Origin of the sequence: Desulfatitalea alkaliphila (assembly GCF_022968795.1) — a bacterium.
In the GTDB taxonomy this organism is placed as follows: domain Bacteria; phylum Desulfobacterota; class Desulfobacteria; order Desulfobacterales; family Desulfosarcinaceae; genus Desulfatitalea; species Desulfatitalea alkaliphila.
In genome coordinates this window covers 413,780-428,371 of record NZ_JALJRB010000001.1, presented here as the reverse complement: position 1 = coordinate 428,371, position 14,592 = coordinate 413,780, and the positions used below count along the sequence as shown (strand labels likewise).

The window sequence follows — 14,592 nt, the reverse complement described above, 5'->3', positions numbered from 1 at the left end:
CATGGTCCTGGTCAGTCACATTCTTTGTCAGGCATCCAGCCCTGTTGCCCGCTTTTGACGGAAGCAGGGGTTTGCTGTTGCATAACTTCGATGGGGCCCCCCTCGGTTGCAACGAACGCACTGGCGCCTTTCTGGCGCCCAACATGAATGTTGGGCGTGATCGTCATGCCGGGTCCCAGCACAAGTCGCTTCTTCATCAACGGATTACCATCCGAAAAAATCGAATCGCTGGCGCCGATAATCGGGTTGATATAGGCTGTTCCGGTGCGGTAATAGAGCGCATACAGTTGGCTCTGGCCTTCACTGGCGCAAATTGCATCGGCAGGAGAGAAGGTGGTGAAGGTCAAAGCTTGCCCTGCTAATGTCGCCTGGCCCAAATTGCGTTCGAACGGATCCGGAAAATCGAGGCGCCAGCCGGAATAGTCATCCTCGATTTCGTCAGCCAGATCCCAGAAGGTGCCGGTATAGCCGTCCAGATGATGGCCGGTCTGGAAGACATCGATGTTGCTGACATCAAACAGGTTGTCCTTGCTTACTGTATTGAAGGTCCAGCGCATTTCACCGCTGGAAAGGGTGTAGGGCTCTTTCACGCCGTAATAGGACTGTTGCATGTAATCGGCCTTGTCCTTTTGCGAGTAAAAGCGCCCAGTGCCGAAATAGACCCAACGGTTACGGTTACCATCCACGGCGGGCGTCGGCGCCGCCATGATCGGTTGGGCGGAATCCAACAAAATGCTGTCGACCTGCCACTGTTTGGGATCGGTGGGATCATTGGAACCGTCATCCAGCACCAGGCGTCGCATTCTTCCGGTCCAGCCGGTATCATGGTCACCGGAACTGGTGCCGAAATAGACCGCATCGGAATTGTAGTTCAGATCCCAGTCGACCACTATGGGCTTGGAAACACTGCTGTTGGGTTCGTCGAACCGAACCATATAATATGGTCCCGAACCGGAGGCGGTGGAGTAGTTCTCCAATCCAGTGGGAGTCACCATTCTGACTTGGCCGTCTTGCGCCAGCGCAACCAGATCGACGGCATACATCGAGGCGTTTTGGGTGCTGATGCCATCCACGAGCGCTACCGTGTTGGCTCCATTGTCGCCGAAAGCGTCCCGGGAAGCCGGGCCCGAGCCGAAAATCAGGTACCATTGGTTCGTCCTGTCATTATCGGCATCGGCACCCTGCATCAGAATCACTCCGGGATGACAGGTGGTGAATCCCAATTCGGGAAAAGTCAATTCCGCCAGCAACCGTGGCGGCATTTCGGGGTTGGTGATGTCGAAAACGGCATAAGCGGAACTCATGACCCGGTCCACATCCGGGTTGTACGGTCCGGTTCCTTTGATCATATCCGCGGCGATCTTGCCGCCGCCGAATCGCATGCCGGCCACCAGCACCGTGCCCCATCCGTTGGGATGGTCGGCGTCTGGCGCAAAGATGCGGGCATCAAAGATCCGGGGCTCCAAATCCATGAAATAAACGTGCTCGTAGTCGGGTTTCGTCAACCAGTACAGGTGGGGCAGCAAGTTGAAGGGCACGTATGCCCACAACTCCGCTCCAAGGGGAAAATCATTGTAAGACGAGCCGTTGGGCATTGAAATTTCATTGCCGAGGTTGTCCACCGGACGCGTCACGATCTGCTTGTTTGATTCGTCGAAAAAGCCCCCGTTGAGCGCATGCAACATGCCGCCGTTGCTGCCAACATAAAGCACCGTGCGGCGAAAGCGGTATTTGCGATAAAAATCGGTATAGCTTCTATCGCCGTAGAGCAGATCGAAGTTTTCCGCCGGGCGGCTGACCACAGTGGGTGAGGAATGAACGATGTCCCCCAGGCGCCAAGTGACCTCCGTGTTACCCGTTTTGGGGACGATTTGTCGGCTGCGAAACTCCTGTTTCACCCCTCCGACGAATTCCACCGGTTGGTCCTCGCCACGGATGAAGTTGACCACACGCTCGGCCTGGCGCGATACCATTGTACGAAATTCGGGAACCGAGGCGGCATCGTCTGGATCGAAGGGCGCCGGCGGCGTGAACGGTTCGTAAGTATGCAGATAGGCAAAGAAGTCTTGCGGATCGGTCAACTGCATCCACTCCGGGCTGCTATAGGCAATAAAATCTTTGACCGCATTGGTGCTGTTGGGCACCATGGAGCCATCTGCGTCCACGAAGGTGAAAATGTATCGCCGGTGGTCGTTGGAAGTGTAATTTCTTTGAAAAACCGGATTCAAATCATTTGAGTTCAGCCATTGGCTGCTGGTCCACAAATAATTGACCTCATGCAGCGCAAAGTTTTCCGTTCCTCCCGAGCTGACAGGGTCGGCGGCGCGTTCCTCCGCGTCAAATTGCCCATCAGCGTTGATATCCCTGAATTTTCGTACGAAGGGGGAAAAATCGGGTTGGGGTCCGCAACAAGGACCGTCTGGATCATCTTGACATGAACCAGCATCGCAGAAGACCAGAAAGAGGTCCTCGGCGACATCCAACCGTTGGTCGCCGGTGGTGTCTTCCCGCATATTCCCATAAGCGTCGACCAATAGGGCGTTGACCTGTCCGGTCCAGTAGACCGTATTGGTACCGTCGTAGTCCTGGGGTTGAAAAATGGCTTGATAGACCGCGCCCTCGCCGGAACGCGTCCCGGAAACCACCGAGGCGGCGGTACCCGATGAGGTGCGCGAAAGCATGTCGCTGATGGCGCGCAGCAGCTCTTTTTCCAAAAGATAACCGTCATCGGCTTCAAAGTAGGTGTCCGGAATACCATCGCTGTTGGAATCGCCGTAGCCGCCGAGCAGTGATGCCTTCTTGAGCAATGCGCGCGCATTTTCGGCTTCCACGTCGGTCAAGCCGCCGAACGCCAGCACCGTATAAAGCGTGAGGTATTTATTGTCCTCCCAGCTGGACAAGTCCGGCCTCAGATCGTTGTGTCGGGCATACAAAGCCAGGTCGGCGAGATAGTCTGTACCGCTGGAAGGGTAAATACAGCCGGCGCCGGTGCCTTCATTGCAGGTGTTGCCGGAGGTCATGGGATTGAAATGGGCACTCGTGTATTCGCTGTCCAGGTATTTTTGCCACCCTTCGGGAAAGTTGTTGGCATTGCTTGCGTACCCGCGGTGTATGGGAACCCTGCCATCCATTGTGGAGGCGCCGTCGGTCAACAGCAGTACGAAGCTCTTGGCGCAGGGCACGTGTTCGCCTGCTTCCTTGTCATAGTAGGGATCCCAATCCTGATTGATCTGAAATAAATCGGTTGGATACTGGTAGTTGCTATGAATGCTTTGCTGCTTGAAGTATTGCAAGGCAACGTAAAAAGTCTCCGCCAGCGGTGTCCAGGTGTCACAGCCCTTGGTTTGCAAATCCTGCAGCATCGCATTGCTAAAACCGTGGTCGACGGGGTTTGCTACCTTGCCGCCGCTTGCGTAGCTTCCGCCTTGGTTGAACCACATGTTGCCCCAGCGCGCCCGGTCCCCCACCCTCTGCAGTATACCGGCCAGATTGCCGCCGAGGAAGTCCTGGGGCTCGATGGTTCTGTCCTTCTGGATGTGGTTGGTGTAGGTGTGGGTATACGTGGTCCAGCCTGACCTGTATCTTACTCTTATCAACGGCCGGTTGTCAGTAGCTTGCCATAAGTCGTACGTAAAGTTCCCATGGTAGGGAGATGTCGGCGGACCGAGATGACTGCTGAAGGTTTTTGAATATTGACGGGAAAAGGACCCGCTCGGCGGGCTTTCGGCAATGAGTTTCTGCAAGCCGTTGTTGTTTCCGAGAGGTGGATCCGCTTTGCCGCCCACCAGCACTTTGCGCATGACATCGATGCGGCGCATGCTAAGCCAGTTGGCCCAATTGCCGTCCCACAGCCCTTGGGACTGCTTTTGACTGTTATACACAGGTGCGATATCGGTGTTGTTCAATGTGAGAGAGGTGCCGCTGAGATTCCTGACATTCCAGCGCCCTGCAGAGTAATCGTAGTTGATTTTTTGATATTTCGGGTGAAAGGTGTTGTCGCTTGCCCGGTATTCGTAGAAATATTTCGGATTGAAGTAGCCGTAATAGCTGACCCCGGGCTTGACCGACTGGTATTTGACATGCAAAACCGGGCCGTAGTTGACGATTTGCTCTTCATCGTCTTCATCCCTCAGGTGAGCCTCAGCCCGCCTATAGCCGGCATCGAGGCTGTGCTCCAAGGTCAGCACCAATGCGTTGCCCAAGCGCCATTCTTGACGCGACACAATGGCTTGCAGAACAGCGCTAATATCGGACGTGTCATATGCTTCTCCCGCCTGCCACGGACCAATGGTCCAATCGGCGGAAGCGGATGTCAACGTGCGGTCGGTAAGGTTGTTGGGATCATCAATGTTGAAAAACGCCGCATCATCGGCATCCTCGCCCCTGATGGTCACTGTCAGATCATCGAAGCCATCGGCATAAGCAGTAAGCTGGATGTAGGCCTCGGTGATAATCGATCCTTGAGGGATATCGACATTCTGAAAACGGATGCCCACTTGACGGTCGCCGATGTTCAATACTTCCCCATCGACCAGGTCGCTGCCAATTTGGTGCACGTCATCGATCTCCCGTACAACAAAATAGGATCGGAGACTCTCCTCAACGCCCAGGCTCTCATCCTGGCTATTATAAGGCTCGCCGGCATAGTAATCCATGTCGTATGCCGGTGCGTTCATACTGCCGGAATTGTCCAGAAGGATCATGATGTTGGGTTTGGCATCAAAGGAAACGAACGGCGGCAGCTTGACATAGTCGGCCATGCGCGGTGCCTGCCAGTCATTATTAGCACTTGCGACCCCACCGGTGATGAGCAAACAAACCAAGAAGAATACCGCCGCTGCAGTGCGGGGCCTATTCCCGACGCTGTTATTGGTCTTGCCGTATTTCGATTTCAGTAATCGTTGCATTTTCGAAACTCCCTTCGCAGAACCCGAATGAACGGTTGCTCACCGATTGTGCTGCGGCGAGCCCATGGAGGATTTACTGGATGACGTATCTCCATTGGGTTGAGATTCTGGCCACGCTGTTACCTGCTCCCTCTCCAAGCCCCCTGTTGGTATAGGTGATGTGGGCGCCGCCTCTGGCCAAACTCTTTCCAAAACCATGGTAGCCTTCGGGCAGAGCGACGCCAGCGCCGTGCATGAAATCGGCGCCCGGTCCATAGGTGCGAACAAAGATATCCGCGGAGCCCATGGTCCGATTGGTCAAGGCGATGTCGGCATTTGCGGCGGTAGGCGTATCCTCTGCGCAGATACCGGTGGCCTCGTTCCAGAAAAAATCTGGATTCAACGTAATATGGGGCGATAAAACACGAAAGACGGTTTCAACATCGTCGCCTTCTTGAAGGCGCATATCAATAGCCTGTTCCGCCATTCCAGGTACCATCGCCTCCACGACGGACTCCGTGGCAAACCAGGTTGATTTATGGAATTTATCAAAAGCGGCGATTTGAATTTCCATGTCGGCAGTGCGAGTAGCGATGATGCCGATCGCGGTGACGACCATCAGAATCAGAATGCTCGTTATGAGGGCCGAACCCCTTTCATCGCTAAGATCGTTAAGATGCGGACGGGTTATCATTTTTTGATCCCTTTTTTAGTTAGATGGTGTCATAGAATAAATAATCAACGATGACGTTGCGCGGGGTGGCGCGAGTCGTCCAACCCACCGTGATACGGACCGATTTCGTATCTGCAAGGATCGCGTCATCCTGCACCGTATATGAAACGCTGTAATTCCCCACATCAGGCAACGCATGGTTTCCCTGCTGCAAGGAAGCATCCGAGTAGGGAAAAGAGCGCAACTCCTCCGCCAGGTTCGCGGCAATGGCCGCCGCCTCTGTATTGTTCCTGGCCAAGGCGTTTCCTTGGATGGAGGTGATCTGCATGCTGATGGTGGCCAAAATGCCTATGGTGAATACGAGAATGGCAATCATGGCCTCGATCAACGTGAATCCCGTTTCGTCACGATGTATTTTTTTCTTGTGTGAAGGATCAGCTTTCATTGCGTTGCCCCCAATGTACCTGAGTATTGCGGATCATTAGTATTCAAAGGTCGGCATTTCGAATTTCGATGACCCGCTCCAGCAAGCGACGCCGAAAGGCATCGTTACCGATTGGCGGCAGATCACCTAAAAAAAACTGTTGGCTGAAGAAGTTCCGCGACGGATTTGGTGCACGCGCCAGTAGCTGAACCCTGATGGCGACAATATTATCAAGTGCTACTGCTGCAGTCAGGGGCGTGGTATTGCCGTCGTCATCGATTCGCGTGTCCAACCGGTTGTCATTGTTGGTATCCATCGCCCACACCATGTCGCCGTTATCGTCGCGATATGCGAAAATAAATGCCATTGCTTCGATATTCTCGGCCACTAACTGGGGATCGCCACCTAGATCACGCATCAGGTCGGTCAACCCTCTGCCGTTATCCAGCAGGTAATAGATCGGTGACTCTCCAGGGTCCAACACACCATTACCGGTGGTTGCCGGCGATGGGTTGCCGGGTGACCAGTCATAGGCTACCATCAGAGCGGGGATACCCTCCGTCGAAGGCGTGCCATCCTCTATAAGTCTTCGGCGGATATCCGTAACGCCGAACACCTCTGTAATATTTTGAGGGTTGAATCCGGCGACACGGATATCGCTTTCCATAATGAACAAGGCCCCCCTCAACTGCTGCTGCATTTGGGCCACCTGCCGGACCATCGTTGCCGAACGCTGCTGGCTGACATAGTTGGCAACCATGGCGCCGCCCACGATGGCCGCAACGACCATTGCGATCAACAACTCGACGAGCGTAAACCCATCCTCGTTGCGGCAAAAAACACTTAAAAACTTTTTCTTATAATTCAACTTTTTCATCGGGCATCTCCTTGAAACGGCAGCCACCCATTGGCAAAAACTCAAAACTGTGTGATGCCACCGGCGATTGAGGTTCTGACCCCCAAAGTTCTGGAACCGGCCGCATTCGTTAAAAAAAGTTGGCTGGCAGGAAAGCAAGTGCCTTGGGGATTGAATGTAACTTGTGGCGGATCGGGAAACGGCGCAGCAAAAGTCACACCGCCACGGTAGTTGACCAGATCGATGGTCTGGTTGGTCAGCGATATGGTGTAACGATTATTGGCGGTATCAAAGATAATCGAGCATGGTGCGCTGCGGGATATGGCTAACATTTTGGCGCGTTGAAAATCCATTGCCAATTGGTCGGCGGCATCGCGCACCCCTTTTTGTTGCATGTAGCTTACCATCGCGGGAGTTGCCACCCCCAACAAAATGGCGATGATCGCAATGGTCACCATCAATTCAACCAGGGTGAACCCTTTTTTGCCATTGGGCCATGGCACTTTCTTGTAAGCTGTAGTGGCTTCGCTTCCGTTCATACGGTCCTCTATCTTCGTGTGTATGGGGATAGATGAATTGTGTTCAGGAGTACTGCAATAGTCGTACCAGCATTCTGCGAGGGTGGTTTCGGATTCTTTGGGGCGGCGGGTCGTGGTCGGCGGAATATGAAAATAATTCAGCAGATTGATGGATTGGTCGGCCACGTTTCAGAATCTCTGTTGGTGCTTGCAGAGTGGTGGGCTGAATTGGCGACGGGTGAAGGCGAAGCTATAAAAAAATTTTAGGTTCGGCTGGCCCAGCGGGCATGGAATACGGCGTCAGTGTAGTTTTGGCGTTTGATAATTATAGTATTAACGGCTGGTTGTGGTGTGATGTGACGGATTTAGAACATGGCGTGACGCAGTTTGGTATTGGGGTGACGTTTTTAAGATTCATGGTCCGGCCATCGCCGGCCATCGAAGGGTTGGCGGACAAGCCGCAGGCCGGGTGTGGGACCAGTATGGTCGAGGAGGGCCACGCGGCCCGTCGGGCGCCAGCCTTACAGCACAGGCGCCCGACGGGTTTGCGTGAAGGCTATTGTGTAAACTTTTTTAAGATCAAGGAGGCGTTGGTGCCGCCGAAGCCGAAGGAGTTGGTCATGGCGTAGGTGACCTCCTTCTTGCGGGCGGTGTGGGGCACGTAGTCCAGGTCGCACTCTTCACCGGGGTTGTCCAGGTTGATGGTGGGCGGCAGGATGCCGTGCTGGATCACCAGGGCGGTGAAGACGGTTTCGATGCCGCCGGCGCCGCCCAGCAGGTGGCCGGTCATTGATTTGGTGGAGCTGATGGGCACTTTGTGGGCCTGGTCGCCGAACATCATCTTGATGGCCCGCGTCTCGTACAGATCGTTAAGCGGCGTTGAGGTGCCGTGGGCGTTGATGTAGTCGATCTGGGTCGGTTGAATGCCGGCGTCGTCGATGGCCGCTTGCATGCAGCGGGCGGCGCCTTCGCCGTCGGGGGGCGGCGAGGTCATGTGGTAGCCGTCGCCGCTCATGCCGTAGCCGGCCATTTCTGCGTATATGTGGGCACCGCGTTCCAAGGCGTGTTCCAAGGATTCGAGGATCAGTATGCCGCTGCCTTCGCCCACCACGAAACCGTCTCGATCCTTATCAAAGGGGCGGGAGGCCTTCCGGGGATCGTCGTTGCGGGTGGACAGGGCTTTCATGGCGCCGAAGCCGGCGATGCAGGTGCGGGTGACCACCGATTCCACGCCGCCGGTGATCATGGCGTCGGCCTTGCCGTAGCGGATCAGGTCGAAGGCGTCGCCGATGGCGTGCGCCCCTGCGGCGCAGGCCGTGGCCACCGATGCGTTGGGGCCCTTGGCGCCGAACTGGATGGAGATCATGCCGGCGGCCATGTTGCCGATCAGCATGGGGATGAAAAAGGGGCTGACCCGTTTCGGTCCGGCGGTGTCCACGGTGCGCGCGGTGATTTCCAGCATGTTCAAACCGCCCAGGCCGCAGCCGGTGAGCACGCCGATGCGCGGGCCGTTGGCGGCGTCGATGGTCAGCCGGGCATCCTCCAGGGCCATGCGGGAGGCCGCGATGCTGTAAGCGATGAAGTGTTCGGTTCGCTTGGCATCCTTTTTGGGCATGAAATCTTCCGGATTGAAGCCTTTGACCTCGGCGGCGATGCGGGTGTTGTAGCCCGTCGCGTCGAACCGGGTGATTTCGCCCACGCCGGATTTGCCGGCCACCAGCGCCGACCAGGTCTCCTCAACGCCAATGCCCAAGGGCGTGACCAAACCGATTCCGGTTACCACTACCCGTTTTTCCAAATGTACCTCCTTGTCACCACGTCCTTCGCATTGGAGCGAAACAATATCGATAGGTGCCGCATTTCCGGCAGCAGCGGAAAGCGTTGCGTTGCATTCGGTCGCAGGGGTGCGACCCGGTAAAGGTTCAGCGTCCGGCGTCCCCGGGTGCGTCCGGCAGAGAGTTGGCGCTCCTGCCGGACGTACCGCGGCACACGACGCCGGGTGCGCCGTACCGGTTCAATGGGCCTTGATGTAGTCGATGGCGTTTTGCACCGTCACCAGCTTTTCGGCATCTTCGTCCGAGATGTCGATGTCGAACTCCTCTTCCATGGACATGATCAACTCCACCAGGTCCAGGGAGTCGGCCCCCAGGTCATCCACAAACGAGGCCTCCGGCACCACTTCCTCCAAATCCACGCTCAGTTTTTCCGCAATGATCTTTTTGACTTTATCTTCGACAGACATCGACCTTCTCCTTTCCGGAAGTTAGGCACGCCCCCGAAACACAACAGGGCGTCCTGAAAAATGAAATATATCTATAAGAAATCGACAAAACAGCTATTTTTAACAATACCTTGGGTATTACATCACCATCCCGCCGCTGACATGCAGCACCTGGCCGGTCAAATAGGCGGCGGCGTCCGATGCCAGAAAGCGGACCACCCCGGCCACATCCTCGGGGCTGCCGGAGCGGCCCAGGGGGATGGAGGCGAGCATGGCGGTGCGGACCTTTTCCGGCAGCCCGGCGGTCATGTCGGTGTCGATGAAACCCGGCGCCACGGCATTGACCGTCACGCCGCGGGAGGCATACTCCTTGGCCGCGGTTTTGGTCAGGCCGATCAGGCCGGCTTTGGCGGCCACATAATTGGCCTGGCCGATATTGCCGATGACGCCGACCACCGACGCCATGTTGACGATCCGACCACTGCGCTGCTTGGCCATGATGCGGGCGGCCGCCTGGGTGCAGAGAAAGGGGCCTTTGAGATTGACGGACAGCACCGCGTCCCAATCGGCCTCTTTCATGCGGGCCATGAGCGCGTCGCGCAATATGCCGGCGTTGTTGACCAGTACATCCACACGTCCGGTGGCTTCCATGACCTGATCGAAAAATTGGGACACTTCGGCCGGGACCGCCACATTGGCCCACATGCCTTGGGCCTCGGCGCCGTTTTGGCGCACCAGGGCGATGGTCTCTTCCGCGGCCGCCTTTTCCCCTTCGGGATCGGCCGGGGAAAAGTAGTTGAAAAAGATCCGGGTGCCGGGTTCGGCGAAGGCTTTGCAGATGGCCCTTCCGATCCCCCGCGACCCGCCGGTCACCACCACTGTGCGGTCGCTGTTCTCCGTCATCTCAACCCCTTGTGCTTGATTGTATCTTGATTGTATCTTGGAACTATCTTTTGAAAATCATGTCGGCGATGCGGTCCATGGCGCCCATCCAGCCCGCGCGGGCGGCGGTCATCTCCTGGTAGCCGATGGCCGCCAGATGCTGTTGGGCGATCTGGTCGTCCAACTCACCGCACATGGCGATGCGCAGGGCGTTTTCGCTCACCAGGCGGGCCACCTCGCCGGCGAACACCCGGGCCATCAGGGTGAAGCGCTCCGCCTCGGGGGCCTTTTCCCGGTTCAGACGGGACGCCTTGCGGGCCAGGGCCACGCCCACCTCCAAGTGGGTCATCATGTCGGCCAGGTCGAACATGACGGCCTGTTGGCGGGTCAGGCGGTTGTTGTGCGCCAGGTCGATGGTCAGGTTCAGGGCCCGCGCCGCCTGGGCGTAGAAGCGATAGCCGCCGTCGGGCCCCTCGGCCGCCAGGGTGTCCATCTCCTCGGCCATGGTGGTGTAGAAGGCGCCCTTGCTTTTGCGGCTGGCCTTCCAGCGGAAGGTGCTGATGATGTTCTGCTGAATTTCGCTGGTGCCTTCGTAAATGCAGGTGATCTTCACGTCCCGCTTGATCTTCTCCACTTCGAAGTCCCGGATGTAGCCGTAGCCGCCCAGCGCCTGCATGCAGTCGTTAGCCGCGCGGTCGGCCGCCTCGGTGGCGAAGTATTTGCCGATGGAGCCTTCCACCTGCAAGTCCTCCTCGCTGCCGTCCAGCATGTGGGCCACCTGGTCGATGTAGGCATCGGCGGCGGCAAGGCGCACCACGTTGGGCACGATCAGCTTGTGGGTGTAGCCCTGTTTTTCGGACAGCGGGCCGCCGAACTGGATCCGCTCCTTGGCATAGGGAATGGCGATCTCCAGGGCGGCCTTGCCGGCGCCCAGGGCCATGGAGGCCACCATCAGGCGGGTGTAGCCGAACACCACATTGGCTTGTTTGAGGCCCTTGCCCGGTACCCCGCCCACCAGGTTCTCGATGGGCACGAACACTTCGTCGAAGCTCAGCGGCGAAGTGTTGGAGGCGCGGATGCCGTGCTTCTCCTCGCCCTTGAGGGGCGTGAACCCCTTCATGCCCTTCTCCACCACGAAAAAGGAGGGGCCGTCGGGGGTCTGGGCCAGCACCGTGATCAGGTCGGCGTAGCCGCCGGTGGAGATGAACTGCTTGTTGCCGGTGATGGTGTAGCCGGTCACCTTGCCGTCGCCGTCGGTCACCGGATCGGCCGTTGTTTTCAAGGAGGCCAGGTTGCTGCCCGCCTCCGGTTCGGTGACGGCGTAGGCCACCAGGGTGTCGCCATCGGCGATGCGGGTCAGCCAGCGCTGCTTCTGCTCCTCGGTGGCGCCCACCAGGATGGGGTCGGTGCCCAGTTGAATGGCGAAAAAGCCGGTGGCCACCCCCAGGCAGATTTTGGCCATCTCCTCGGTCACCTTGCAACAGTCCCGGGCGCCGCCGCCGGCGCCGCCGTATTCCTCGGGAATGAACAGCAGCTGCAGGCCGATGTCCGGGCCCAGCATCTGGCGGATGGCCTTTTCGGGAAACACCTCGTCCTTGTCCCAGGTCAGGATGTTCTCCTTGTTCAACAACTTTTTACGCAACTGGTGGACGGTGTCCACCACCATCTGCCGTGATTTGAGATCCAAACCCCGGTACATGTCGGCACTCATCAATGCGTTTCCTTGTATTTGAATGGCGGATGAATATAAGGAACGAAAAAGGCTATTCCGTCTCGGTGACCGTGCGACCCTTGTAAACACCGCACTTGGGGCAGGCGTGGTGGGGCATGATCGGTTCGCCGCATTCCGGGCAGGTGGACGGCGCGGGCACATCGACTTTCTGGTGGGTGCGTCGCTTGTCCCTTCTTGACTTGGATATCTTGCGTTTCGGCAGTGCCATGAGTAATCTCCCAACTGTTTGTAATTATAGATTATATATTTAAAATAACTTCCCAGTCTCAGGCTGTGGCATCTAGTAATTAAATTCCCGGACCTTGTCAAGGCTTTTATCCGGCCGTCCGGCTTTCATGCGGCTTGTGCCGGCCTGGGGGATATGGTATGCATAACGGTTGTTTCAGTGCCGACCCACGTGATGGGCAATAGCCTGAATATTCAATGGAAAGTCGCCCCGGGAAGTCCGTCCGGACCGGGTGCGACGGCCCGTCGGGGGCATCCAAAAGCGCGCCGGTTCGCAGCAACACCCGCCAAAAATCGCCGGCAAGGAGTGCCGGCCGCTGGTTGACTAGTCCTGTTTGACTATACATAAGGAAAAAACACCATGAGCACCGTTCGCACCCGTTTCGCCCCCAGCCCCACCGGTTACCTGCACGTGGGCGGGGCCCGCACCGCCCTGTTCAACTGGCTCCACGCGCGTCACACCGGCGGGCATTTCATTTTGCGCATCGAGGATACCGACCGGGTGCGCTCCACCGACGCATCGGTGCAAGCCATCTTCGAGGCCCTTCAATGGCTGGGCATCGATTACGACGAAGGCCCTTTTTATCAGAGCGACCGCCTGGAAGCCTACAATACCCACATCGACCGCTTGGTGGACGCCGGCCACGCCTACTACTGCACCTGCGCCCCCGAGGCCATCGAGGCCATGCGCGAAAAGGCCCGCGCCACCGGGGCCAAGCCGCGCTACGACGGCACCTGCCGCGACAAGGGGTTGGGACCGCGCCCCGGCGCGGTGGTGCGCCTGCGGGCGCCTTTCACCGGCACCACCGTGGTCAACGACCGCATCAAGGGCGCCATCGTCTTTGCCAACGAGGAGTTGGACGATTTCGTGCTGCGGCGCGGCGACGGCATGCCCACCTACAACTTCGCCGCCGTGGTGGACGACATGACCATGAACATCACCACCATCATCCGCGGCGATGACCACGTGATGAACACCCCCAAGCAGATCTTGATCTATCAGGCCCTGGGCCACCCCCTGCCCGAATTCGCCCATGTACCCATGGTGCTGGGCCATGACCGCACCCGCATGTCCAAGCGCCACGGCGCCACCTCGGTCACCGCTTACCGGGACATGGGGCTGCTGCCCGACGCCTTCATCAATTTCCTGGCCCGCCTGGGCTGGTCCTACGGCGACCAGGAGTTCTTCACCCGCAGCGAGCTGATCGAAAAGTTCACCCTGGAGCGGGTGGGCAAATCGGCCGGCGTCTTCGACCCGGTCAAAATGACCGCCCTCAACGCCGATCACATCCAAGCCGCCGCGCCGGCGGACCTGGCGCCCCACCTGCGCCCCTTTCTGGCCGCCCGGGGCTGGGACGCCGCGGACGACGCCTACCTGCAGGCCGCCATCGCCACGCTCCAGGCGCGCAGTAAAACCCTGGTGGAGATGGCCGAGCAGGCCCACTTCTATTTCAACGACGCCATCGCCCTGGACGAAAAGGCCGCCGCCAAGTTTCTCAAGGCCAATGTGCTCGACCCCCTGCGCGGACTGCGCGACCGGCTCGTCGCCCTGGCGACCTTCGACGAAAAGGCCCTGGAAGAGGTCTTTGCGCAGGTCATGGAACAGTTCGACCTCAAGCTGGGCAAAATCGCCCAACCGGTGCGCGTGGCCCTCACCGGCACCACCGTCAGCCCGGGCATTTTCGAGATCATCACCGTGCTGGGGCGCGAACGGGTGGTGGCTCGGCTCGACCGGGCCATCGACCACATTGTGCACAAAACCCCTTGACTCGAACGGTCATCTTCATTAATAACGGGGTGAATTTTCGCTGGGGGATCGTCTAGCGGTAGGACTACGGACTCTGACTCCGTCAGCCCAGGTTCGAATCCTGGTCCCTCAGCCACTTTAAAATCAAGGGGTTGCGGCTTTCCGGCCGGGCCCCTTTTGTTTTTCATGGTCCGTCCGAGACGCTGTGTGTGAAAAAATCCCGAAATGCGTTTCCCGTAAGGCTATCGCTCCGCCGTATTTGCTTGACCTGGGGCAACGGCCCTGATAAATGAATGAGTGTTCATTCATTTATCAGGGCCGTTGCCCTTGCAACACAATGCGGGCAACGACCCTCCGGTTCCGAGATCCACCACCCGGGTGCAGGTTTGGCCAAAACCGCCCCCGCGGCATTTTGAATTCGGTCGCCG

General features: G+C 57.8%; 11 protein-coding genes and 1 tRNA gene. 2 read left to right on the top strand and 10 right to left on the bottom strand.

Annotated features, from left to right (window positions below):
• Nucleotides 1-11 precede the first annotated feature (11 nt).
• The 10 genes from MRX98_RS01865 to rpmF form a co-directional block, all read right to left on the bottom strand.
• A complete protein-coding gene (locus tag MRX98_RS01865; protein ID WP_246902508.1) occupies nucleotides 12-4,907 on the bottom strand; it encodes a pilus assembly protein in 4,896 nt (1,631 codons plus the stop codon).
• 73 nt (nucleotides 4,908-4,980) lie between these two features.
• Nucleotides 4,981-5,580, bottom strand: coding sequence for a pilus assembly PilX family protein (locus MRX98_RS01860; RefSeq protein WP_246902507.1), 600 nt, complete (start codon nucleotides 5,578-5,580; stop codon nucleotides 4,981-4,983).
• Nucleotides 5,581-5,599: 19 nt separating this feature from the next.
• Nucleotides 5,600-6,004, bottom strand: coding sequence for a type IV pilus modification protein PilV (gene pilV, locus MRX98_RS01855; RefSeq protein ID WP_246902506.1), 405 nt, complete (start codon nucleotides 6,002-6,004; stop codon nucleotides 5,600-5,602).
• Between the two features lie 43 nt (nucleotides 6,005-6,047).
• Entirely contained in the window at nucleotides 6,048-6,860 is an 813-nt protein-coding gene (locus MRX98_RS01850; protein WP_246902505.1) for a prepilin-type N-terminal cleavage/methylation domain-containing protein, read from the bottom strand.
• A gap of 41 nt (nucleotides 6,861-6,901) precedes the next feature.
• Nucleotides 6,902-7,543, bottom strand: coding sequence for a GspH/FimT family pseudopilin (locus tag MRX98_RS01845; RefSeq protein ID WP_246902504.1), 642 nt, complete (start codon nucleotides 7,541-7,543; stop codon nucleotides 6,902-6,904).
• Between the two features lie 370 nt (nucleotides 7,544-7,913).
• On the bottom strand, nucleotides 7,914-9,155 hold the full coding sequence (fabF, locus tag MRX98_RS01840; protein WP_246902502.1) for a beta-ketoacyl-ACP synthase II: 1,242 nt from the start codon (nucleotides 9,153-9,155) through the stop codon (nucleotides 7,914-7,916).
• Nucleotides 9,156-9,371: 216 nt separating this feature from the next.
• Nucleotides 9,372-9,599: an acyl carrier protein gene (gene acpP / locus MRX98_RS01835; protein ID WP_246902500.1), complete on the bottom strand. Its 228-nt coding sequence runs from the start codon at nucleotides 9,597-9,599 to the stop codon at nucleotides 9,372-9,374.
• A gap of 117 nt (nucleotides 9,600-9,716) precedes the next feature.
• A complete protein-coding gene (gene fabG / locus MRX98_RS01830) occupies nucleotides 9,717-10,481 on the bottom strand; it encodes a 3-oxoacyl-[acyl-carrier-protein] reductase (protein WP_246902498.1) in 765 nt (254 codons plus the stop codon).
• A 43-nt stretch (nucleotides 10,482-10,524) separates the two neighbouring features.
• Nucleotides 10,525-12,171, bottom strand: coding sequence for an acyl-CoA dehydrogenase family protein (locus MRX98_RS01825; protein WP_246902497.1), 1,647 nt, complete (start codon nucleotides 12,169-12,171; stop codon nucleotides 10,525-10,527).
• Between the two features lie 52 nt (nucleotides 12,172-12,223).
• The gene (gene rpmF, locus MRX98_RS01820; protein ID WP_246902495.1) at nucleotides 12,224-12,400 is read right to left on the bottom strand and encodes a 50S ribosomal protein L32; all 177 of its coding nucleotides are present in this window, start codon (nucleotides 12,398-12,400) and stop codon (nucleotides 12,224-12,226) included.
• Nucleotides 12,401-12,778: 378 nt separating this feature from the next.
• On the opposite strand from rpmF, the gene gltX reads away from it, so the two are divergent.
• Together gltX and MRX98_RS01810 are read left to right on the top strand one after the other, a co-directional pair.
• Nucleotides 12,779-14,185, top strand: coding sequence for a glutamate--tRNA ligase (gene gltX, locus MRX98_RS01815; RefSeq protein WP_246902493.1), 1,407 nt, complete (start codon nucleotides 12,779-12,781; stop codon nucleotides 14,183-14,185).
• A 41-nt stretch (nucleotides 14,186-14,226) separates the two neighbouring features.
• Nucleotides 14,227-14,300 (top strand) — tRNA-Gln (locus tag MRX98_RS01810).
• The last annotated feature ends 292 nt before the right edge of the window (nucleotides 14,301-14,592 follow it).